General features: G+C 57.0%; 20 protein-coding genes. 8 read left to right on the top strand and 12 right to left on the bottom strand.

What is annotated here, in order from left to right; genetic code table 11:
• On the bottom strand, positions 1-435 hold the full coding sequence (locus tag ACMWKK_RS13775; protein WP_045328990.1) for a DMT family transporter: 435 nt from the start codon (positions 433-435) through the stop codon (positions 1-3).
• 99 nt (positions 436-534) lie between these two features.
• On the opposite strand from ACMWKK_RS13775, the gene ACMWKK_RS13770 reads away from it, so the two are divergent.
• Positions 535-1,467: a LysR family transcriptional regulator gene (locus ACMWKK_RS13770; RefSeq protein ID WP_045328989.1), complete on the top strand. Its 933-nt coding sequence runs from the start codon at positions 535-537 to the stop codon at positions 1,465-1,467.
• Positions 1,468-1,470: 3 nt separating this feature from the next.
• On the opposite strand, the gene ACMWKK_RS13765 is transcribed toward ACMWKK_RS13770, so the two are convergent.
• Positions 1,471-2,499, bottom strand: coding sequence for a methionine synthase (locus ACMWKK_RS13765; protein ID WP_045328988.1), 1,029 nt, complete (start codon positions 2,497-2,499; stop codon positions 1,471-1,473).
• A gap of 23 nt (positions 2,500-2,522) precedes the next feature.
• The gene (locus ACMWKK_RS13760) at positions 2,523-3,497 is read right to left on the bottom strand and encodes a DUF1852 domain-containing protein (protein ID WP_112780295.1); all 975 of its coding nucleotides are present in this window, start codon (positions 3,495-3,497) and stop codon (positions 2,523-2,525) included.
• A 443-nt stretch (positions 3,498-3,940) separates the two neighbouring features.
• Between ACMWKK_RS13760 and ACMWKK_RS13755 the strand changes: the two genes are divergently transcribed.
• From ACMWKK_RS13755 to ACMWKK_RS13740, 4 genes are all read left to right on the top strand, one after another.
• Positions 3,941-4,504 (top strand): type IV secretion protein Rhs, encoded by a 564-nt coding sequence (locus ACMWKK_RS13755; RefSeq protein WP_406542816.1) that lies wholly within the window; start codon positions 3,941-3,943, stop codon positions 4,502-4,504.
• Complete coding sequence (locus tag ACMWKK_RS13750) at positions 4,501-4,857, top strand: putative T6SS immunity periplasmic lipoprotein (RefSeq protein ID WP_112780293.1); 357 nt, start codon at positions 4,501-4,503, stop codon at positions 4,855-4,857. Before ACMWKK_RS13755 ends, ACMWKK_RS13750 begins: the two co-directional genes overlap by 4 nt.
• A gap of 1 nt (position 4,858) precedes the next feature.
• Entirely contained in the window at positions 4,859-5,350 is a 492-nt protein-coding gene (locus ACMWKK_RS13745) for an Hcp family type VI secretion system effector (RefSeq protein ID WP_112780292.1), read from the top strand.
• A gap of 154 nt (positions 5,351-5,504) precedes the next feature.
• Positions 5,505-6,044: a DUF2058 domain-containing protein gene (locus ACMWKK_RS13740; protein ID WP_112780291.1), complete on the top strand. Its 540-nt coding sequence runs from the start codon at positions 5,505-5,507 to the stop codon at positions 6,042-6,044.
• Positions 6,045-6,051: 7 nt separating this feature from the next.
• Here the strand turns inward: ACMWKK_RS13740 and ACMWKK_RS13735 are convergent, their stop codons facing one another.
• Complete coding sequence (locus ACMWKK_RS13735) at positions 6,052-6,738, bottom strand: RluA family pseudouridine synthase (RefSeq protein ID WP_112780290.1); 687 nt, start codon at positions 6,736-6,738, stop codon at positions 6,052-6,054.
• Between the two features lie 89 nt (positions 6,739-6,827).
• Entirely contained in the window at positions 6,828-7,433 is a 606-nt protein-coding gene (gene azoR / locus ACMWKK_RS13730) for an FMN-dependent NADH-azoreductase (RefSeq protein WP_008502313.1), read from the bottom strand.
• A 204-nt stretch (positions 7,434-7,637) separates the two neighbouring features.
• On the opposite strand from azoR, the gene hrpA reads away from it, so the two are divergent.
• Positions 7,638-11,540: an ATP-dependent RNA helicase HrpA gene (gene hrpA, locus ACMWKK_RS13725; protein ID WP_112780289.1), complete on the top strand. Its 3,903-nt coding sequence runs from the start codon at positions 7,638-7,640 to the stop codon at positions 11,538-11,540.
• 84 nt (positions 11,541-11,624) lie between these two features.
• Here hrpA and ACMWKK_RS13720 read toward each other — a convergent pair whose 3' ends face one another.
• The 4 genes from ACMWKK_RS13720 to ACMWKK_RS13705 all read right to left on the bottom strand — a co-directional run bounded on the left by ACMWKK_RS13720 (position 11,625) and on the right by ACMWKK_RS13705 (position 16,517).
• On the bottom strand, positions 11,625-12,284 hold the full coding sequence (locus tag ACMWKK_RS13720; RefSeq protein ID WP_112780288.1) for an O-methyltransferase: 660 nt from the start codon (positions 12,282-12,284) through the stop codon (positions 11,625-11,627).
• Between the two features lie 99 nt (positions 12,285-12,383).
• A complete protein-coding gene (locus tag ACMWKK_RS13715; protein WP_112780287.1) occupies positions 12,384-13,763 on the bottom strand; it encodes an efflux transporter outer membrane subunit in 1,380 nt (459 codons plus the stop codon).
• On the bottom strand, positions 13,763-14,842 hold the full coding sequence (locus ACMWKK_RS13710; protein ID WP_045330150.1) for an HlyD family secretion protein: 1,080 nt from the start codon (positions 14,840-14,842) through the stop codon (positions 13,763-13,765). Before ACMWKK_RS13710 ends, ACMWKK_RS13715 begins: the two co-directional genes overlap by 1 nt.
• A 22-nt stretch (positions 14,843-14,864) precedes the next feature.
• Positions 14,865-16,517, bottom strand: coding sequence for an MFS transporter (locus ACMWKK_RS13705; protein ID WP_112780286.1), 1,653 nt, complete (start codon positions 16,515-16,517; stop codon positions 14,865-14,867).
• Between the two features lie 203 nt (positions 16,518-16,720).
• On the opposite strand from ACMWKK_RS13705, the gene ACMWKK_RS13700 reads away from it, so the two are divergent.
• The gene (locus ACMWKK_RS13700) at positions 16,721-17,515 is read left to right on the top strand and encodes a YdcF family protein (protein ID WP_112780285.1); all 795 of its coding nucleotides are present in this window, start codon (positions 16,721-16,723) and stop codon (positions 17,513-17,515) included.
• A gap of 54 nt (positions 17,516-17,569) precedes the next feature.
• On the opposite strand, the gene gap is transcribed toward ACMWKK_RS13700, so the two are convergent.
• Complete coding sequence (gene gap / locus ACMWKK_RS13695) at positions 17,570-18,571, bottom strand: type I glyceraldehyde-3-phosphate dehydrogenase (RefSeq protein WP_045330161.1); 1,002 nt, start codon at positions 18,569-18,571, stop codon at positions 17,570-17,572.
• 189 nt (positions 18,572-18,760) lie between these two features.
• Between gap and cybB the strand changes: the two genes are divergently transcribed.
• Positions 18,761-19,291 (top strand): cytochrome b561, encoded by a 531-nt coding sequence (cybB, locus tag ACMWKK_RS13690; RefSeq protein ID WP_112780284.1) that lies wholly within the window; start codon positions 18,761-18,763, stop codon positions 19,289-19,291.
• An 89-nt stretch (positions 19,292-19,380) separates the two neighbouring features.
• Here cybB and ACMWKK_RS13685 read toward each other — a convergent pair whose 3' ends face one another.
• Both ACMWKK_RS13685 and ACMWKK_RS13680 read right to left on the bottom strand, forming a co-directional pair.
• Positions 19,381-20,448, bottom strand: a complete 1,068-nt coding sequence (locus tag ACMWKK_RS13685; RefSeq protein ID WP_112780283.1) for an oxidoreductase — start codon at positions 20,446-20,448, stop codon at positions 19,381-19,383.
• Positions 20,449-20,461: 13 nt separating this feature from the next.
• Positions 20,462-21,205, bottom strand: a complete 744-nt coding sequence (locus tag ACMWKK_RS13680) for a DeoR/GlpR family DNA-binding transcription regulator (protein ID WP_112780282.1) — start codon at positions 21,203-21,205, stop codon at positions 20,462-20,464.
• Positions 21,206-21,340 lie beyond the last annotated feature (135 nt).

The raw sequence follows: 21,340 nt of genomic DNA, 5'->3' as shown, positions 1-21,340 counted from the left end.
TTACCCCTGCGCGACCAGAACCAGTGCCGCAATGATGAACCCCAGTGCAATAATGCGCTTCGCGTTGATCTTCCTGTGCGGCGTACCCAGCAGACCGTAGTGGTCAATGATCAGGCTTTTAAAGACCTGGCCTGCCAGAATGCCAATCATGGTCATGGCGATGCCGATGGCGGGAGTCGCCACGGTCAGGATGACCACGTATACCGGACCGAGTACCCCGCCGAGCAGTTGCCAGCCTGGCTGGGCGAAAAACGACGGGCTGTTGCGCGGGCTGAAAAACAGCATCAGCAGAAACGTCAGCGCGGCGCCGACGCCAAAAATGCTGAAGGTCGCCCATAAGTCCCCAACTTTTCCTCCCAGCGGCCCCAGCAGTCCCGCCTCGACGGAGAGGCCCATCCCGCCTGCAATCACCAGTAAAATCAAAATAATTTGCATAACACATGCTCTCTTGTTGTTCAGGCGACGAAGAATACGGCGTATCAACAGTGAGAAAAATGCCATAATGCAGGAAACACCTTTGCAGGAAATGCATTAATGATCGATGCCGGAAATATCAGTATTCGCGCGCTGCTGATCTTCATCGCGGTCTATGAATCGCAGAATTTCTCCGTGGTAGCACGGCGGGAAGGGATCTCCGCATCGCAGGTCTCACGTATGATCCACCAGCTTGAGGACGCGATCGGCCAGCAGCTTTTTTATCGCAATACGCGAGCCGTCATCCCGACCGAAAGCGGTCATCTTTTTATCCGCTACGCCCGGAGAATGGCGGGAAGTCTTGAGGAGGCGCGCCGGGAGCTGGAAGCGCGATCCATCGAGCCAACCGGCCTGATTCGCATTAACTGCCCGGTTTTTTTTGGGCAGCGTCACGTTGCCCCTGGCCTGGCGGGGCTTTCAGCGCGTTACCCCAGGCTCAGCCTTGATTTGACGCTCACCGATGATTTTATCGATCCCCACCGGGATGCCGCCGACGTGCTGTTCCGCATCGGTACGCTGACGGACTCCTCGTTCCACGCGCGGGTGCTCGGGCGGCAGTTTTATCATCTGGCGGCATCGCCGTCCTATCTGCAACAGCACGGCGCACCTGACAGGCCGGAGGATCTGACGCATCATCGCTGCCTTGTTTATCGCGGATCGTCCGGGCCTAACCGCTGGCTAATTCGCCGTAAAAATGAGGCGTGGGTTCACTATCCTGTGGCTCCGCTGATGACGTCCAACAATGCTGAAACGCTGCTGGTTGCTGCCCTGGGCGGAATGGGGATCGTACTGTTTCCCGACTGGCTGGTGAGTGAAAGGCTAAAAAGCGGCGAGCTTGTGTCGCTCTTGCCGGAGCATGAATGTGGGATCAACACGGAGCCGCAGACCATCGCGGCGATCTACCCGAACGCCCGTCATCCGCCCCTTAACGTCAGGGCGGTGATTGATTATTACGTGGAGTTATTCGGCACGCCCCTCTACTGGCAGGCGTGAGCGTTAGCGGGTGAGCTCTTTGCGGATAATCTCTGCCCCGGCGCTCAGCGCCTTCAGCTTGCCGTTCGCAACCTGACGAGAAAGCGGCGCCATGCCGCAGTTGGTTGACGGGTAAAGTTTGTCCGCATCCACAAACTGCAGCGCTTTTCGCAGCGTATCGGCCACTTCCTCCGGGGTTTCTACCGTGTTGGTCGCCACATCAATCGCGCCGACCATCACTTTTTTACCGCGGATCAGCTCCAGCAGATCCATCGGCACGCGGGAGTTGTGGCACTCCAGGGAGATGATGTCGATATTAGAGGTTTGCAGCTTAGGGAAGGCCTCTTCATACTGGCGCCATTCTGAACCGAGCGTTTTTTTCCAGTCGGTATTGGCCTTGATGCCGTAGCCGTAGCAGATGTGTACGGCGGTTTCGCACTTCAGCCCTTCAATGGCGCGTTCCAGCGCGGCGATGCCCCAGTCGTTAACCTCGTCAAAAAAGACGTTAAACGCCGGTTCGTCAAACTGGATAATATCGACGCCTGCGGCCTCTAGCTCACGTGCTTCCTGATTGAGAATTTTGGCGAACTCCCAGGCCAGCTTTTCGCGGCTTTTATAGTGCGCGTCATACAGGGTGTCGATCATGGTCATCGGCCCCGGCAGAGCCCACTTGATCGGCTTGTCCGTGAGCTGACGCAGGTATTTTGCATCGTCGACGAAGACCGGTTTCTGGCGCGCGACGGCGGAGACCACGGTCGGTACGCTGGCGTCATAGCGGTTACGAATGCGCACCGTCTGACGGTTCTCAAAATCCACGCCGCTCAGGTGTTCAATAAAGGTGGTCACGAAGTGCTGGCGGGTCTGCTCGCCGTCGCTGACGATATCGATTCCCGCGCGGATCTGCTCGTCCAGGGACAGGCGCAGGGCATCCTGTTTACCCGCCAGCAGTTCCTGATCCTCTAATTTCCACGGGGACCACAGCGTTTCAGGTTGCGCAAGCCAGGTCGGCTTAGGCAGGCTGCCAGCCGTTGAAGTCGGGAGCAATGTTTTCATAATAAAAGACCTTTTTTGATGTATTAAAGCGTGTAGTTATCAGACCACTGCTCAAGAATGTGTTGGTAAGGCTTAATGAAGTACGCTTCGGTAAATCGACCCTGTTCAATTGCCAGCCGGCTTCGCTCTTCCCGGTCATACACAATTTTTGTTAAGGAGTGATCCTGCTGGTTTAAATCCGGGCGGTAGTACAGTCCCGCCGCCGAGTTGGCGTTGTAAATTTCCGGGCGATAGATTTTCTGGAACGTCTCCATCGTGCTGATGGTGGCAATCAGCTCCAGATCGCTATAATCGGTCAGCAAATCTCCGGTAAAGAAGAACGCGAACGGCGCCACGCTGTTTTCCGGCATGAAATAGCGCACCTTCAGGCCCATCTTCGCGAAGTACAGCTCCGTTAGCGACTCGCCATCAGGCTGATACTCAATGCCCAGCACAGGGTGCTGATTGCCGGTGCGGCGATAGGTATCCTTGCTGGAGACGCTCAGGCAGATCACCGGGCCTTTATTGAAGTTCTCTCTGTATTCCGCTGAATTGACAAAATGGCGGAAAATATTGCCGTGCAGTTCGCCAAACTTTTCCGGAACGCTGAACTGCGGCTGGTTCTTGTTGTGTTCCAGCAGCAGCACGCTGAAGTCATAGTCCCGCACGTAAGACGAGAAGTTATTCCCGACAATGCCGGGGATGCGCTGGTTATTTTTTTTGTCGACGATGTACGTCTGCAATACCTCAATGGCCGGGAAGGGTTTTTCCGCGCCAATGGTTAAATCGACAGAGATGATCTCAAGCTCAACCGCGTAGCGATCGGCGTTGGGGTTATCCCAGCTTGCTAAGGCGTTGAAGCGGTTGTTGATCATCACCAGCGTGTTGCGCAGATTTTCCTGACGTTTCTCGCCGCGCGCCAGGTTGGCAAAGTTGGTGGTGGTACGCGTATTTTCTGACGGATTGTAATTCTCATCGAAGCAACTGCGCTTTAGGGTATATGTGAAAGTATTGCTCATTGTGGTTATGCATCCTAAGTTCATGTTGCTAAGAAGTTATCAATGCATAATTTATGCCTGAGCCCGCGGCGCAGGGGAAGTGACTTAATTTCAATGCAACATGAGGCATTTTCATGTTTAGATACGAAAAGAAGAGTAGCGCGGGTGGTGACTGTTTAAACAGTTTTACGCATTGCTGTAAAGGCTAATACGGAAATAATGGTGTTTTACACCGTAATTTTGCATCTGAAAGAAAGTAATCTATTAACTCCGCAGCTACGATTAATTGATGTTGCTTATTTAATTTTGCGGAAATATTTTTGGTGTGAATTCTACATGTGTTGTCTGTAGTGTTGAGTTATTGGTGGTTTTATTTATTTTGCGATCTTAAACATGATTTCTTGCTGTCTAATGATTATTTAAGCGTGTAGCATTTAACTGACGAGTAAAATTCTGAGGATAATATTGTGTACTATCCAAACTCCATCAGTTGGCCAGCGATTCGCGAAGGGGGGCTTCGACGCCTTAGGCTTGGGGAAATAAATTTAGCGAGTTCGCTCTTTGGGTATAGCATTTACTATCATAAAGTATGGATTCACCTTGAAAGTTATCTGCCTTTTAATCTTCAAAACCCTGGTCAGGCAATGAGTCCTGATGGTGAAATGTGGTTCAGGTCTGAAAAATATGAACATGACTTTTCTATGCCTGTTAGCCAGGCAGTTACTGATGCCCAACATCTTTTTATGCATGAAATGATGCATGTCTGGCAGCATCAACGTGGTATGTGGGTGCGTATGCGTGGTGCTTTCTCCTGGGCTGCTGATTATACGTACAGTCTTGATAAGACGAACTTACTGGAATACGGACTAGAGCAACAAGCTTCGATTGTCAGTGATTACTGGTTATTAAAAAACTATGGTTTTTGGGGTAATAGTCATCTTTTTGATTATAAAAACTATGATCCTGTTGAACCAGTAACGATATTGATTAAAAAGTATGAACGTATTTTAGAGGGGTTTCCCGGTTGAGATATATATCACTGTTGCTATCTGTCATTTTTCTGACGGGGTGTCCGGGCAAAGGGAAAGAAGGTGCTGCGTCTGGGGAAAGACAATCTATCTACGTTTATGATGGCCTGGTATGCTTTACAGTCGATAAAAAAGATATCCTTAGTCGTTATGTACTGGCATCAAACGGCAAAGATTATTCTGAGTTATTAAAGGGGGACTTTTTAGCATTATCATATCCGAACACATGTTTTAACGTGAACTTAACTAAAGGTACTGTCTATGGGGTACATTATACGTTAAATAAAAAGAATTTTTATTATACTTTTATAATCGATAACCAAGGCAATATACTCGACTTAGGGAGAAAGTAACATGTCATTACCCGCATACCTGTTTCTTTATGATGAAAACGGAATGCAGTTAAAAGGAGAATGTCTCGCGTTGGGTCGAGAGGGCGCGGTTGAAGTCATGAGCAGCAGCTACGGCATTAGCCAGCCAGTCGACCCTCATACCGGTAGAATGGGGGGTACCAGACAACACGAACCTTTTATCATACACAAACAGCTGGATAAAATTTCACCACTGTTCGCAGTGTATGTTTGTGACGGGAGACGTCTGCAAAAAGCGGTCATTCGCTACTATGAGACAAACGATGCAGGGATTGAACGTGAAGTTTATCGGATAACCATGGAGAGTGTTGTCATCATGTCAGTGAATGCCAATCACACATATATACCTGGTTCAAATCATCATAACATGGTCGAGACCGTCAAGTTACGCTTCAACAGTATTGAATGGCACTATCTGGAAGGTATGATTAAGTATGGTGATGCATGGTCAAAACCAGCCTCACAAAAACCGTAATTTCACGGTTTTACTGCCAATCTTCATCAATCAGCATCCTGGGTGCGATATAGGGCGCCCAGCCAGGATGTGTTACGCTTCATCTGCTAATGTCGCACTCTTTCCCCAATTCCCGCTATAATCCCCAAAATTTCCAACCGGTTTAGAAACGATCATGACAAAACTCACCTTACAAGAGCAGATGCTGAAAGCGGGCCTCGTCAGCAGCAAGAAAGCGGCGAAAGTGCAGCGTACGGCAAAGAAATCACGCGTGCAGGCGCGTGAGGCTCGGGAAGCGGTAGAAGAGAACAAGAAGGCGCAGATCGAGCGTGACAGGCTGCTGAGCGAGCAGCAGAAGCAGGCCGTGCTGGCGAAAGAGTTTAAGGCGCAGGTGAAGCAGCTGATTGAGATGAACCGCATCACCGTGGCGAGAGGCAACATCACCTTTAACTTCACCGACGGCAATCTGATCAAAAAAATCGACGTTGATAAGCAAACTCAGGCCCAGCTGATCAATGGCCGTCTGGCGATTGCGCGCCTGGTGCTGAATGCCAACGGCGACTGCGAATACGCGATCATTCCGGCGGTGGTGGCGGATAAAATTGCCCAGCGCGATGCCGACAGCATCGTGTTAAACAGCGCGCTCAGCCAGGAAGAGCAGGACGAAGACGATCCGTACGCGGACTTCAAAATCCCTGACGACTTGATGTGGTAAACCGCGTTCAGAACGGAGCGGCGTGATGGGCATTCATCGGCTCGCCGCTTACGGGATGAATAAAATTGAGTTTGCTGGCATGCAGCATCAGCCGGGACGCTCCCTCAGCTCCCGGCGCGTCAAGACCGCCATACAGATCGCAGCCCAGAATCGGGTGTCCCAGATGCTGACAGTGAATGCGCAGCTGATGGGTTCGCCCGGTCTCCGGCGTCAGTTCCACCCGCGTTAACGGCAGCCCCGTCTCCTGATAAAACCGCTCCACCACCCGATAGCGAGAGCGGGCGGGTTTACCGTTGATGGCGCAGATCGACATCAGCGGGAACAGCGCCGGGTCTTTGGCAATGGGCGCGTCTATGACTCCCTCATCGTTTTCCAGATGCCCGCAAAGCAGGGCGCTGTAACCTTTCTCCACGCTGCGCTGGCTGAACTGCTGACAAAGCACCGCGTTGATGGCTTTATTGCGCGCCACCACCATCAGCCCGGATGTGCCGAAATCGAGACGGTGCACCAGCGTGCAGCCCGGGAAGGTCTGGACCAGACGATAGTGGACGGAATCAAGGTTTTGCGGATTTTTGCCCGAAAGGCTAAGCAGGCCGGAAGGCTTATCGATCAGCAGCAGATGTTCATCCTGCCAGAGGATCGCAATGTCGTCGTGACACGGTGGGGCAATAAAAGAATCAATAATCGCAGACATCAGGCCGCCCGGCTGGAGAGTGGGAGCGGATGATAGCGAAATGCGGGGAAAAGAAAAACCCTCCCACCGGGCGGTGAGAGGGGGAAATCTTACGCTGCAACCAGGCTGTCGATCGCGGCTTTCGCGTCGGTCTGCGCTTTGGTCGCCACTTCAGGACCGTAAGCGATGCCTTCCGCGAAGACGAAGTTCACGTCAGTGATGCCGATGAAGCCGAGGAACAGGCTCAGGTACGGCGCAACCAGGTCGGTTGGGGTATCTTTGTGGATACCGCCACGGCTGGTCAGCACGATCGCACGCTTGCCTTTAACCAGACCTTCCGGGCCGTTCTCGGTGTAGCGGAAGGTTACGCCCGCACGCGCCACCAGGTCGAAGTAGTTCTTCAGCTGGGTTGGGATGTTGAAGTTGTACATTGGGGCGTTGATGACGATAACGTCGTGCGCCTGCAGCTCAGCAATCAGTTCGTCGGACAGGGCCAGGGCTTCCTGCTGACGCGGGCTCAGCGGCGCATCGCTCGGACGCAGCGCGCCAACCAGTTCACCGTCCAGCACAGGAATTGGGTTCGCCGCCAGGTCACGCACGGTGATTTCGTCAGCGGAATGCTGTTCACGCCACTGCTCAACGAAATAATCGGACAGCTGACCAGACTGAGAGTACCCTGCCAGAATACTGGATTTCAAAACTAATACTTTGCTCATGGGTGATTCCTGTTTTGCATTTGATTGAAGGGGGTTGCCCCGTTGCTTGTTGACACTCTATTCACAATCCTGCCACAGAGATAGCGCAATATATCGAAGCCTATGTTCGAATTTTTTGAATAAGGCGCGTAAAGCGTCAATGTGGTACTCTATAGCAATCATTAAAAAGAGATTTTACCCGGCAGAGCACTGCCCATTAACGCTATGACAGAACAACAAAAATTAACCTTCCCGATGCTCCTGCAACAGCTTGATGCCCTGACGCTGCGCGACAAACAGCGCTTTGCCCGCCGTCTGCACGGCGTGAAGAAGGTTAAAAATCCTGATGCACAGCAGGCCATTTACCAGGAGATGGCGAAAGAGATTGAACAGGCGGCAGGTAAGGTTGTGCTGCGCGAAGCCGCGCGTCCAGCGATTACCTACCCGGAAAACCTGCCCGTTAGCCAGAAAAAGCAGGACATCCTTGAGGCCGTCCGCGACCACCAGGTGGTGATCGTCGCGGGGGAAACCGGTTCGGGCAAAACCACCCAGCTGCCGAAAATCTGCATGGAGCTGGGGCGCGGGGTGAAAGGCCTGATTGGCCACACCCAGCCGCGTCGTCTGGCAGCGCGCACCGTGGCGAACCGTATTGCCGAAGAGCTGCAAACGGAGCCGGGCGGCTGCATCGGTTACAAGGTGCGATTCAGCGACCACGTCAGCGATAACACCATGGTCAAGCTGATGACGGACGGTATCCTGCTGGCGGAAATCCAGCAGGACAGGCTGCTGATGCAGTATGACACCATCATCATCGACGAAGCGCACGAGCGCAGCCTGAACATCGACTTCCTGCTCGGCTACCTGAAAGAGCTGCTGCCGCGTCGTCCGGATCTGAAAGTCATCATCACCTCCGCGACCATCGATCCGGAGCGCTTCTCAAAGCATTTCAACAATGCGCCGATTATCGAAGTGTCAGGACGCACGTACCCGGTAGAAGTGCGCTATCGCCCGATTGTTGAAGAGGCGGACGATACCGAGCGCGACCAGCTGCAGGCCATTTTCGATGCCGTTGACGAGCTGGGCAACGAAAGCGCGGGCGACATCCTGATCTTCATGAGCGGCGAACGCGAAATCCGCGATACCGCCGACGCGCTCAGCAAGCGCGACCTGCGCCACACGGAGATCCTGCCGCTGTACGCCCGTCTGTCGAACAGCGAGCAAAACCGCGTCTTCCAGCCGCACGGCGGGCGGCGCATCGTGCTGGCGACCAACGTGGCGGAAACCTCGCTGACCGTGCCGGGGATCAAATACGTGATCGACCCGGGCACGGCGCGCATCAGCCGCTACAGCTACCGCACCAAGGTGCAGCGGCTGCCGATTGAGCCGGTCTCCCAGGCGTCGGCTAACCAGCGTAAAGGCCGCTGCGGCCGCGTGTCGGAGGGGATCTGTATTCGTCTCTATTCCGAAGACGACTTCCTCTCGCGCCCCGAGTTTACCGACCCGGAGATTCTGCGCACCAACCTGGCGTCCGTTATCCTGCAGATGACCGCGCTGGGGCTGGGCGACATCGCCGCGTTCCCGTTCGTCGAGGCGCCGGATAAGCGCAACATTCAGGACGGCGTCCGTCTGCTGGAAGAGCTCGGGGCGATTACCACCGACGAGCAGGCGACGGTCTACAAGCTGACGCCGCTGGGCCGCCAGCTCAGCCAGCTGCCGGTCGATCCGCGTCTGGCGCGCATGGTGCTGGAAGCGCAAAAGCACGGCTGCGTGCGCGAGGCGATGATCATTACCTCGGCGCTCTCCATTCAGGATCCGCGCGAGCGTCCGATGGACAAACAGCAGGCGTCAGATGAAAAACACCGTCGCTTCCACGACAAAGAGTCCGATTTCCTCGCCTTCGTGAACCTGTGGAACTACCTCGGCGAGCAGCAGAAGGCGCTCTCCTCGAACCAGTTCCGCCGCCAGTGCCGCGTGGATTTCCTCAACTACCTGCGCGTGCGCGAGTGGCAGGATATCTACACCCAGCTGCGCCAGGTGGTGAAAGAGCTGGGTATTCCGGTAAACAGTGAACCGGCGGAGTACCGCGAAGTGCATATCGCGCTGCTGACCGGCCTGCTGTCCCACATTGGGATGAAGGACGCCGAAAAGCAGGAGTATACCGGCGCGCGCAATGCCCGTTTCTCCATCTTCCCGGGTTCCGGTTTGTTCAAGAAGCCGCCGAAATGGACCATGGTCGCCGAACTGGTAGAAACCAGCCGCCTGTGGGGGCGCATTGCGGCACGAATCGATCCGGAATGGGTGGAGCCGGTGGCGCAGCACCTGCTGAAACGGTCGTACAGTGAACCGCACTGGGAGCGCGCGCAGGGCGCGGTGATGGCGACCGAGAAGGTGACCGTTTACGGCCTGCCGGTGGTGGCCTCGCGTAAGGTCAACTACAGCCAGATCGATCCGGCGCTCAGCCGCGAGCTGTTTATCCGCCACGCGCTGGTGGAGGGCGACTGGCAGACGCGTCACGCCTTCTTCCGTGAAAACCTCAAGCTGCGCGCCGAGGTGGAAGAGCTGGAGCATAAGTCCCGCCGCCGCGACATTCTGGTGGACGATGAAGCGCTGTTCGAGTTTTACGACCAGCGCATCAGCCACGACGTGATTTCCGCCCGCCATTTCGACAGCTGGTGGAAGAAGGCCAGCAAAGAGACGCCGGACCTGCTCAACTTTGAAAAGAGCATGCTGATTAAAGAGGGGGCGGAGTCGGTCAGCAAGCTCGACTACCCGAACTTCTGGCATCAGGGCAACCTCAAGCTGCGTCTGACCTATCAGTTTGAACCGGGCGCAGACGCGGACGGCGTGACCGTCCACATTCCGCTGCCGCTGTTAAACCAGGTCGAAGAGAGCGGGTTCGAGTGGCAAATCCCCGGACTGCGCCGCGAGCTGGTGATTGCGCTGATTAAATCGCTGCCGAAGCCGGTGCGCCGTAACTTTGTGCCCGCGCCGAACTATGCGGAAGCGTTTTTGGGCCGCGTCACGCCGCTGGAGCTGCCGCTGCTGGACGCGCTGGAGCGCGAGTTCCGCCGCATGACCGGCACCACCATTGACCGCGAGGACTGGAACTGGGATCAGGTGCCCGATCACCTTAAAATCAGCTTCCGCGTGGTGGACGATAAAAACAAAAAGCTGCTGGAAGGGCGCTCCCTGAGCGAGCTGAAAGAGGCGCTGAAGGGGAAGGTTCAGGAAACGCTTTCGGCAGTAGCGGATGACGGTATCGAACAGAGCGGGCTGCACATCTGGAGCTTTGGTCAGCTTCCGGAAAGCTACGAGCAGAAGCGCGGCAACTATAAGGTGAAAGCCTGGCCCGCGCTGGTGGACGAGCGCGACAGCGTGGCGATTAAGCTGTTTGATAACCCGCAGGAACAGCAGCAGATGATGTGGCGCGGGCTGCGTCGCCTGCTGCTGCTCAACATCCCGTCGCCGATCAAGTATCTGCACGAGAAGCTGCCGAACAAGGCCAAGCTGGGGCTGTACTTTAACCCGTACGGCAAGGTGCTGGATCTGATTGACGACTGCATCTCCTGCGGCGTGGACAAGCTGATCCACGAGGCGGGCGGCCCGGTGTGGACGGAAGAGGGCTTTGCCCAGCTTCATGAGAAGGTGCGCGCGGAGCTGAACGACACCGTGGTGGAGATTGCCAAACAGGTCGAGCAGATCCTGACCGCCGTGTTCAACATCAACAAGCGCCTGAAGGGGCGCGTGGATATGACCATGGCGCTGGGGCTGTCGGACGTGAAGGCGCAGATGGCGGGGCTGGTCTATCGCGGCTTCGTCACCGGCAACGGCTTTAAGCGCCTCGGCGATACGCTGCGCTATCTGCAGGCGATCGAAAAACGCCTGGAGAAAATGGCGGTCGATCCGCACCGCGACCGCGCGCAGATGCTGAAAGTGGAAAGCGTGCAGCAGGCGTGGCAGCAGTGGCTCAACAAGCTGCCGCCTGCCCGCCGCGACGATGAAGACGTTCAGGCGATCCGCTGGATGATCGAGGAGCTGCGCGTCAGCTTCTTTGCCCAGCAGCTCGGTACGCCGTATCCGATTTCGGATAAGCGTATCCTGCAGGCGATGGAGCAGATTTCCGGCTAAGAGCCTTGCCCGGTGGCGCTGCGCTTACCGGGCCTACGGGGCGAAATGTAGGCCGGGTAAGGCGAAGCCGCCACCCGGCTTTTTTCACCCGTTCACCATCGCCAGCGTAAATCCATCCCACCCCTTAACCCCCACCGTTTGCAGCGCGGTGGCGGTTAAGCGCGGGTTATCTCCAGTCATCTCGATAAAACGCCGCACGCCCTGCACGCGCGCGTCGTCGCTTTGCCCGTTAACCACTTCACCCTCGCGCACCACATTATCGCCGATAATCACCGTGCCGGGGCGGGAATAGTGCAGCGCCCACTCCAGATAGCCGGGATTGTTGGGCTTATCGGCATCGATAAAGATCAGGTCGAACGGCGGAACGTCACCGAAATTTTCGAGCGAGCTCAGCGCCGGGCCTTCAATCAATTCAATACGTTCGCTGAGTCCTGCGAGATGAATATTCTGACGCGCAACGTCTGCATGCCTCGCGTCAGCCTCGAGCGTAACCAGCTTGCCGTCCGGCGGCAGGGCACGCGCCATCCAGATTGAACTGTAGGCGCCCAGCGTGCCGATCTCGAGAATGCGTCTTGCCTGCGCCATGCGCACGAACAGCGCCAGCAGCTGCCCCTGATTGGCCGCGACGTCGTGTTCAGGCAGCCCGGCGCGCTTGTTGTTTTCCAGGACCTGTTCCAGAACGTCATCATCAGGAATAAGCGAAGAGATCATGTAATTATCTACAGCAGACCACGGTTGTTGCATAGATTGATTCCTTGTGGGAATTGCCGGGTGGCGGCTGCGCCTTACCCGGCCTACGGGGCAAATGTAGGCCCGGCACGCGTAGCGCCACCGGGCAGGTCTTCAGGCACTGGTCCAGCCGCCGCCCAGCGCTTTATACAAATCAATCTGCGCCAGCAGCAGGTTATTTTTCACCTGCACGACGCTGGTCTGGACCGAGAACAGGGTGCGCTGCGCGTCCAGCACGTCCAGATAGGAAGAATAGCCGTTGCGATAGCGATTCTGCGCAATGCGCAGCGTCTCCTGGGCCACATCCTGCTGGGCAAGCAGCTCGGTCAGCTGTTCCTGATAGCGCGAAATAGCGTCAAGGCTGTTGTTCACTTCGGCAAACGCGTTACGCACGGTTTTTTCATAGGCGTACAGCGCCTGGTTACGCTGGGACTGGGAAATATCTACCTGCGCATTGAGCGCCTGGCGGTTCAGCAGCGGGGCGAGAATACTGCCCCCGACGCTCCAGAGCTGAAGCGGGTTGTCCAGCAGGCCGGACAGGGTGCGATCCTGAATCGATCCGGTCGCGGTCAGGTTGATCGACGGCAGCAGGCTGGCGCGCGACGCGGCAAGCGTGGCATCCGCCGCCACCAGCTGTCGTTCGGCCTGAACAATATCCGGCCGACGGTTCAGGAGCGTAGAGGGCAGCTGCGACGGCAGCGCCAGCGGCGTCAGGGCCGCAAAGCTTTCGCTTCGCGCTACCGCGCCGGGGTTGCTGCCCAGCAGCAGGCTCAGCGCATTCTCCTGCTGTGCAATCTGGTGCTGCAGCACCGGCACCTGCGCCCGCGTTGAGCGCAGTTCGGAATCCGACTGCATCAGCTCCAGGCGCGAGGTGTAGCCCGTTTCAAACTGACGCTTCGCGAGGTTAAACGCTTCTTCGCGCGATTTCAGCGTGGATTCGGTCACGCGCAGCTGTTCGTCAAGCGAGAGCAGGGTGACATAGCCGGACGCAACGGAAGACGCGACGGTCAAATCTGCGGCGGCGGCGGCGGCTTTTTGCGCCGCCAGCGAGGCTTCGGCGGCATTGGCCGTGCTGCGGTTGACGCCCCAGATATCCACGTCATAGCTCGCCGTCAGGCTTCCTCTGTACAGCGTGCCGTAGACCGGCAGCCCGGTCGCGGCGGATTGCGAACGCGCGCGCGTCCCCGTGACGCCCGCGTCGAGCGAGGGAAACAGGCTGCCGTCGGCCGCAAACACCCGCGCCTGATACTCGTTAATGCGTTCCCGGGCGATCAGCACGTCGCTGTTATGCCGTAGCGCCTGGTCCACATAGCGGTTGAGATGATTGTCGTGGAAGTTGCGCCACCAGAGCTGTTGCGTCGGGCTCGCTGGGCCAGCCTCAGCACGCCACTGGGTGGGGATGTGCAGCGTTGGCTGCGCCGGTTTGACATCGACGGACTGGCATCCGGCAAGCATCGCCGCCGCCACCAGCGCGGCTATCGGACGAAGGATCATTACTTCGCCTCCCGCGTATCAATGGTCACCTGCACCGACATGCCCGGACGCAGCAGCGCCGAATCTTCTGGCTTGCCGAGCACCTCGATGCGCACCGGAATACGCTGGGCGATTTTGACAAAGTTGCCGGTGGCGTTGTCCGGCGTGATGGCGCTGAACTCCACGCCGGTTGCGGGAGAGATGCTCTCCACGCGGCCCTGATAGGCCCTGTCGTTCAGGGCATCGACGGTGAATTTGACCGGCTGACCGACGCGCAGCTCCGCGAGCTGGGTCTCTTTAATATTGGCGATGACCCAGTGCTGAGGGGGCACAAGGGTGGTGAGATGGGTTCCGGCGGTCACATAGGCCCCGAGGCGTACGGCGATCTGGCCGAGCTGACCGTCACGCGGCGCCACAATGCGGGTGTTTTGCAGGTCAATCTGCGCCAGCTCCAGCGCCGCCTTGGCGTTTTCAACGTCCGCCTCCAGCGCGCCGCGATTGACGATTACCGTCTGCAGATCCTGACGCGACATCTCAAGCGCGGCTTTCGCCTGGTCGATATCGGCGCTGCCCTGGGCGGCGCTGGCCAGCGCCGCGTCGCGCTCGCGAATGGAGAGCGAGCCGTCTGACGTCAGCTCTTTCACCCGCTTTAAATCCGCCTGGGTTTTCAGGCTCTGGGCGCGGGCGTTTTTCAGCGCGGCGTCATTTTTGGCGATCGTCGCTTCGGCGCTTTTGCGCTGCTGCAGGTTGTTATTGAGCGCGGCAACCTTCATCGCCAGCTGCGCCTCGGCCTGATGTACGCGCTGACGATAGATACGGTCATCAATCTGCAGCAGCAGGTCGCCTTTTTTGACCTGCACAAAGTCCTGAACATGCACCTCGGTGATATAGCCGTTTACCTGCGGGCTGATAAACGTCGTCTGACCGCGCACGTAGGCGTTGTCGGTAAACTGCGCGTGGCGGGTGAACGGCGGCAGCTGCCACGCATAAAGGATCACCAGCACGCCGACAAGACCGATAGCCGCGGCGGTGAAAACGGAAACAATGCGCACATTTTTGCGGGTGTTGGCCTGCTCTTTGGCGGCATCCTGCTGACTCATAAACTCTCCAGAACTCTTTCAATTATTTGTTGCCGGTGGCGTTCTTCAGCGCCAGACGGGCAGTGATGCGCAGGCGCAGCAAGCGCCATAAAATCCAGACCAGCGTGGCGGCAGCGATGCTCGCCGTCAGCAGATAAGTATCGTTGTAGGCCAGAATATTCGCCTCCAGTGCGGTTACCGTTTGCAGCTGCGTTATTGCCTGCGTGCCCAGCAGCGAGCTGTCGCCAATCAGGCTTTTGTACATTTGGGTATAAAGCTGAATGCGCTCGTTGACCAGCGGGTTGAGCGTGGTGAGCTGGTCCGCCAGCAGGCTGGAGTGGTACTTCTCGCGCCAGGTCTGGAAGGTGCCGAGGATCGCGGAGCCCAGCAGGCCGCCGAGGTTCTGGCTCATGCCAAACATCACCGAGAAGCTGACCAGGTTGCGCGGGTCGGCGATCACCCCGCCAATCGCGGCCAGCATGGCGGGCGCCAGGAAGAAGGCGCTGCCAAAGCCCAGCAGGAACTGGCTTACCATCAGCTGGTCCGGGCGGGTCAGGTTATTAGACTGGCTGTCCAGCAGCGAGGCAACAATCATCAGCGCCAGGGAGGTAATAATCGGCCAGGCCAGCTTCGTCGGCTTGATGGTCAGACAGCTGGTGACGATCCCGCAGACGATCCCGGCAAAAATAGACCACGCCAGGTGCGTCATCTGCTCGTTCTGTAACCCCACGTACTGCAGCCAGCCGATGACGCCGGTGTTTTGCTCTGCCAGCACGATACGGATCAGCAGCATGATCAGCCCCAGACGAACGATGCTGCCGCTCGACAGCCAGCGGGTGTTCAGCAGCGGGTTGGCGCGGTTATGCTCAAAGACGATGGCCGCCACGATCAGCACCAGCGAGAGCGCCAGCGACCAGCCGATCCACGGCGCCTCGAACCACCAGTCAAGGCGGCCTAACGAGAGCACGGCGCAGAGCAGGGCCATTCCGGGCGCCATTAAAAAGAAGGTGATAAAGTCTTTTTTCTCAAAGACCTTGCGCCGGTCGCCCGGCGGCAGTTTCAAGGCTATCACGCAGGCCAGGGAGATCAGCGCCAGCCCCAGCTCGAAGAAATAGAGGCCGCGCCACTCGTCCAGCTGCAGCAGCTCGGTCGAGAACAGGCGGGCCAGCGGGATGGCGAGCGACGAGCCGGTGATCCCGATGGTGAGCGCCTTCAGGCGGTGCTTCGCAGGCCAGGCCTGGATCTGATAGTAAATCCCTAATGAGCTGAGCGCGGCGGCCACCATTCCGTGCGCGGCGCGGACCATCAGCGCCGAACTGAGATCGTTCACGAACAGGTGGAAGAAGGTCACCAGCACGTACAGCACCAGAAAACCTTCGGTGAAGGCGCGCAGACCATACTGCTGGCGGAACTTGACCAGCAGCAGGTTGATGGAGATGTTGGTCATGACGTAGACCGCAGGCAGCCAGGCGATTTCGGTCGACCAGGCTCCGAAGGTCCCCTGCAGGTTTTGCAGGTTAGCGGTGACCACCGCGTTTCCCAGCGCCCCCGTCAGGCACACCAGCAGGCCAACCACGCCGTAGGCAATGCGTTTTGGCGTACTGTGCTCGGGCGTGGAGGGCGAACCCAGCAGGGCGGGTTTCTCATGTGGCTGCCACTCGCGAGGAGCATATGGGTCGCGTTCGGGCAGGCGCATAACGTCGTTTACCTTAGAAATGATTGAATAATTAGCGGGCTAGCGATTCTACGTCTGCCGCAAATGATAATTCAAGTGAATATGATTTACGCATGTTAATCAAATGGTGAAGGTAAATTTAAGGAAAAAGAGCGGCCGGACGTTGCCGTTGTGTTGAGAAACTGAAGTCGTTACCCTGAAGAAATACAGAGAAGGAGTTCATCATGGAGCAGACCCATTTCCCCATCCTGCCGGATGCCACGCTGGCGGCCATCAATACTATTGGTGAATGGCTGGCACAGGACGATCTCAGTGGCAGTTGCCAGCATCCGGACATCGATGCGGTCATCCTGGCAGGAAACGCCGCGATCCCGACCATTGACGCGGCGTGCCTTATTGCAGCAGAAAAGCAGGTACCGCTGCTGATTAGCGGCGGCATTGGACATTCGACCGCGTTTTTATATGAAGCAATCCGCACGCACTCGCGTTATCACACCGTACCGGTTACAGGGCGGGCGGAAGCGAGCATTCTTGCCGATATTGCGCGGGCGTTCTGGCAGATCCCGGAGGCGCGTCTGTGGGTTGAGGATCGCTCCACCAATTGTGGTGAAAACGCGCGCTTTAGCTGGAACATGCTGAAACAGCGCCATCGAACGACCGGGCGGATGCTGGTGGTGCAGGATCCGACGATGCAGCGCCGCACGATGGCGACGTTTGCCCGCGTTTGTCGGGATGAATCCGAGTCACCGCAGTGGATAAGCTTCCCGGGGTTTACGCCAATACTGCAAAACGGCAAAAATAGCGTGGAATTCAGCGAGGGAAACGCCGGACTGTGGCCCGTTGAGCGTTACCTTTCGCTGGTGATGGGGGAGCTGCCGCGCCTGTATGATGATGAGAACGGCTATGGCCCGGCCGGGCGGGATTTTATCGCGCACGTCGAATTCCCCGAGGCCATCACCGCCGCATGGAAACAGCTGCAGCAGGATCCGGTCCTGAAGGTGGCGCGAAAACTCAGCTGAGCACGGAACAATCCCCTCGCCCCTTCGGGGAGAGGGTTAGGGTGAGGGGGAAAATCACAGCGCCGCAAACTTATCCAGCGTCCGCACCAGCTGCGTCACAAACCCATATTCGTTGTCATACCACGCTACGGCCTTCACCAGCTGCAGCTCTCCCGCTTCTGACACCTCCGTCTGCGTGGCGTCAAACACCGAACCATAGTGCGAGCCAATCACGTCGGACGACACGATTTCCTCATCGGTGTACCCGAACGATTTATTTCCCTGGGTGGCCTTTTTCAGCGCGGCGTTGATCTCCTCAACGGTGACCTTCTTGCCCAGAATGGCCACCAGCTCGGTTACCGAACCCGTTTTAACCGGCACGCGCTGCGCGTGGCCTTTCAGCTTGCCGCTGAGCGCAGGGATCACCAGACCGATGGCTTTGGCCGCACCGGTAGTGTGCGGAATAATATTCTCTGCCGCCGCCCGTGAGGCGCGAAGGTCTTTCCCGCGCGGGCCATCCACCAGCGCCTGGGTACCGGTATAGGCGTGAATGGTGGTCATGGTGCCTACTTTTATTTCAAACGCATCGTTCAGAGCTTTCGCCAGCGGGGCAAGGCAGTTGGTCGTACAGGATGCGACGGAAATAATGGTATCACTGGCGTCAAGGGTATCGTCATTCACGCTGTAGACGATGGTTTTCATGTCGCCCGCAGGCGCCGAGATCAGCACTTTCTTCGCGCCAGCGTCCAGGTGCGCCCGTGATTTCTCTTCAGAGGTATAAAAGCCGGTGCACTCCACGACGATATCTACGCCCGCCGTTTTCCAGGGAATGTGCTTCGCCTCTTTTTCGGCGTAGACCGCAATGGTTTTACCGTCAACGATCAGCGCATCCTCGGTGAAATCCACGCTCCACGGGAAGCCGCCGTAGTTGGAATCATGCCTGAGCAGGTAGGCCAGCACTTTCGGGGAGGTGAGGTCGTTGATGGCAACGACGGTATTGCTGTCCTGGGTTTCAAGAAGGCGACGAAGTACAAGGCGCCCAATGCGTCCAAAGCCGTTAATGCCAATTTTACTCATGGTGTTCTCCTGTAAACGTGTCGGTGCGACAGTTTGAACTCATCCAGGCTTAGACCATCACGAGCAGGGCGGCAATTGAAGATGCTTCATGCGTGGCGAAGTATTTGAAAAACCATACAGAAAAATTAATGAATTTTTAAGGAAATGGGATTATGTTGGCGCGATGACTGTTATTCATCGGAAAATCACATGCGCACTAAATATACAAGCCTGCAAATCGGCATCCACTGGCTGGTGTTTCTGTTAATCATCGTCGCCTACTGCGCCATGGAGTTCAAAGGTTTCTTCCCGCGCACCGCGCGTCCCTTGATCAATATGATCCACGTCTCCTGCGGCATCAGTATCCTGGTGCTGATGGTGACGCGTCTGCTGGTTCGCCTGAAATTCCGCGCGCCGCCGATTGAGCCGAAGCCAAAAGCGATGGTGACGGGAATGTCCCATCTGGGGCATCTGGTGGTGTATCTGCTGTTTATTGCGCTGCCGCTGATCGGCATTGTGATGATGTATAACCGGGGCAGCGACTGGTTTGCGTTTGGCATGGCGATGCCGCATGCGGCGGAGTCCAATTTTGACCTGGTGGATCAAATGAAAGCGTGGCACGAGACGCTGGCGAACCTGGGCTATTTTGTGATTGGCCTGCACGCCTTTGCGGCGCTGATGCATCACTATTTCTGGAAAGATAATACCCTTCTGCGCATGATGCCGAAAAAGCGTTCGTAGTCTAGAACGCTTGCCGGGTGGCGCTGCGCTTACCCGACCTACATTTACATCGTAGGCCGGGTAAGGCGTAGCCGCCACCCGGCTTGTTTTTAACCCAGCAGAGCTCGCTCTTCGGCCGTTAACGCCAGCGCCTGGGTTGACCCCGTCTCCGCGGACTTCACCGCCGCTTCCAGCACGGCCATCACCGCTAACGCCTCGACAGGGTGGACAGGATTGCTGATTTTCCCGCGTAACGCATCCCGCACGCTGATGTAATACTGGCGCTGATCGCCTTTCGGCGTCGGGATCGTCTGCACTGCGCCGTCTGCGCCAAAGAACACCATGCTGTCGCTGTCTTCGCCCCAGGCTTCACTGCCGGGAATCACCCCTGAAAGCAGCTGCGCTTCCTGCTGGTCGATTCTGGCTTTCACCACGCTGCCTTTATCCCCATGCACGGCAAAGCGCGCCGTACCGCCAGCCACCAGCATGCTGGCGTGCAGAATAACCTTGTGCTCCGGGTAGTTTAAGACCACGTGCGCCCAGTCGTTGATTTCTGCGCCGTCGCGCAGCGTCGCGATATTTCCCTGAACCGACAGCGGCAGGCCAAAGAGCTGGAGCGTCTGGTCAATCAGGTGAGGCCCCAGGTCAAACCACAGGCCACTCCCGGGGACGTTCTGCTCGCGCCAGCGCACGCGCACTTCCGGGCGGAAGCGGTCAATATGCGACTCCAGGTGTTTAACCTTGCCGAGCGTGCCTTGCTCAATGACCTGCTTAATGCCGAGGAAATCGCTGTCCCAGCGGCGGTTGTGGAAAACGGAAAGCAGAAGCTGCTTTTCTTCCGCCAGCGCAATCAGATCGCGGGCTTCCTGCATGTCGAGGGTAAAAGGCTTATCCACGACCACGTGTTTACCCGCCTTCAGGGCCAGCGTCGCCAGCGGGGCGTGCGTGGCGTTGGGGGAGGCGATTACGACCAGGTCGACATCCGGATGCTGAATGGCCTCCTCCGGCGTCGCCACCACCTGCACGTCCGGCAGATCGCGTTTCACCTTCTCTTCATCACGCGAAGAGACCACCGCCAGCGTCATCCCGTCCACGGACTGGATTAACGGAGCATGGAAGGTTTTACCAACAAATCCATACCCGATCAGCGCAATGTTGATTGTTTGAACGTTACTCATGACCTTCTCCACGTTAATTCGCGCACACCGTAACCTGCAGTGCGCCAGGGTCCCCAAGCTCAGGCCAGGGACGATCTAAAAAGAGCTGTTGAATGTTGGATAACCCGGAAACCAGATAGGGCTCGCAGCGGTTGACTTTCAGGTGGTCGGCAACAATCCAGTGCGCATGGCTTGCGTCAAGCATCGCGCGTTTAACCTCGGCGTCCGCTTCTTTACCGGCGCTCAGGCCGAGTTCGGCATGGATGGCGCAGGCACCAAGAATGGCGATATCTGCCCGATAGCGGGACAGCAGGGACAGCGTGGCGCTGCCGGCAAACAGCCGCTGCTGGTGGTCCCATTTTCCGCCGAGCAGGATCAGCTCGATGTCTTCCCGGTCGCTAAAATGCTGGGCGATATCCAGCGAGGGGGTAATGACGGTGAGCGGCCCCTGAAGAAAGGTGGCGACGGCCATCACCGTGCTTCCGGCATCCAGAAACAGGGTGGAGCCCGGCGGAACCTGCTGCGCGACCCGTTTACCCAGGCGCTGTTTGGTCTCCGGGAGGAGCGTATTGCGGCCCTGACGGTTCATGGCGGAAAGATTGAGCGCGATGGCGCCGCCGTGGTTCTTCTGCGCAAGGCCCTGGTTCTCAAGGTCAGTCAGATCCCGACGAATGGTATCTGCTGAAACCTGCAGCTTTTCGGCCAGTTCGCTGATGCTGGCCTGGCCCTGCTCGCTAAGGAGATCGAGGATAAAGCGTTGCCGAGCGGTTTTGTGCATGAGGGTGTATTCCTGCAAAATGTCGCAATAGCTTGCATAATACAGCATTTTGACGCAGAGAGAAGGGAAACGTCCTGGGAGGCTCGGCAGGGGAGAGATGGTTCACCTGAGTGATTATTAAAATTATATTGATAA

The sequence above is a fragment of the Enterobacter sp. 01-M-03-SI-ECC genome (assembly GCF_047530215.1).
Lineage (GTDB): Bacteria > Pseudomonadota > Gammaproteobacteria > Enterobacterales > Enterobacteriaceae > Enterobacter > Enterobacter chengduensis.
Note: the sequence above shows the minus strand (reverse complement) of the source record. Positions and strands in the feature narration are given on the sequence as shown.

Excerpts from the sequence above, each read along its gene's own strand:
- ACMWKK_RS13775 (WP_045328990.1), bottom strand. The coding sequence starts at position 435 with ATGCAAATTATTTTGATTTTACTGGTGATTGCAGGCGGGATGGGCCTC.
- ACMWKK_RS13770 (WP_045328989.1), top strand. The coding sequence starts at position 535 with ATGATCGATGCCGGAAATATCAGTATTCGCGCGCTGCTGATCTTCATC.
- ACMWKK_RS13765 (WP_045328988.1), bottom strand. The coding sequence starts at position 2,499 with ATGAAAACATTGCTCCCGACTTCAACGGCTGGCAGCCTGCCTAAGCCG.
- ACMWKK_RS13760 (WP_112780295.1), bottom strand. The coding sequence starts at position 3,497 with ATGAGCAATACTTTCACATATACCCTAAAGCGCAGTTGCTTCGATGAG.
- ACMWKK_RS13745 (WP_112780292.1), top strand. The coding sequence starts at position 4,859 with ATGTCATTACCCGCATACCTGTTTCTTTATGATGAAAACGGAATGCAG.
- ACMWKK_RS13740 (WP_112780291.1), top strand. The coding sequence starts at position 5,505 with ATGACAAAACTCACCTTACAAGAGCAGATGCTGAAAGCGGGCCTCGTC.
- ACMWKK_RS13735 (WP_112780290.1), bottom strand. The coding sequence starts at position 6,738 with ATGTCTGCGATTATTGATTCTTTTATTGCCCCACCGTGTCACGACGAC.
- azoR (WP_008502313.1), bottom strand. The coding sequence starts at position 7,433 with ATGAGCAAAGTATTAGTTTTGAAATCCAGTATTCTGGCAGGGTACTCT.
- hrpA (WP_112780289.1), top strand. The coding sequence starts at position 7,638 with ATGACAGAACAACAAAAATTAACCTTCCCGATGCTCCTGCAACAGCTT.
- ACMWKK_RS13720 (WP_112780288.1), bottom strand. The coding sequence starts at position 12,284 with ATGCAACAACCGTGGTCTGCTGTAGATAATTACATGATCTCTTCGCTT.
- ACMWKK_RS13715 (WP_112780287.1), bottom strand. The coding sequence starts at position 13,763 with ATGATCCTTCGTCCGATAGCCGCGCTGGTGGCGGCGGCGATGCTTGCC.
- ACMWKK_RS13710 (WP_045330150.1), bottom strand. The coding sequence starts at position 14,842 with ATGAGTCAGCAGGATGCCGCCAAAGAGCAGGCCAACACCCGCAAAAAT.
- ACMWKK_RS13705 (WP_112780286.1), bottom strand. The coding sequence starts at position 16,517 with ATGCGCCTGCCCGAACGCGACCCATATGCTCCTCGCGAGTGGCAGCCA.
- ACMWKK_RS13700 (WP_112780285.1), top strand. The coding sequence starts at position 16,721 with ATGGAGCAGACCCATTTCCCCATCCTGCCGGATGCCACGCTGGCGGCC.
- gap (WP_045330161.1), bottom strand. The coding sequence starts at position 18,571 with ATGAGTAAAATTGGCATTAACGGCTTTGGACGCATTGGGCGCCTTGTA.
- cybB (WP_112780284.1), top strand. The coding sequence starts at position 18,761 with ATGCGCACTAAATATACAAGCCTGCAAATCGGCATCCACTGGCTGGTG.
- ACMWKK_RS13685 (WP_112780283.1), bottom strand. The coding sequence starts at position 20,448 with ATGAGTAACGTTCAAACAATCAACATTGCGCTGATCGGGTATGGATTT.
- ACMWKK_RS13680 (WP_112780282.1), bottom strand. The coding sequence starts at position 21,205 with ATGCACAAAACCGCTCGGCAACGCTTTATCCTCGATCTCCTTAGCGAG.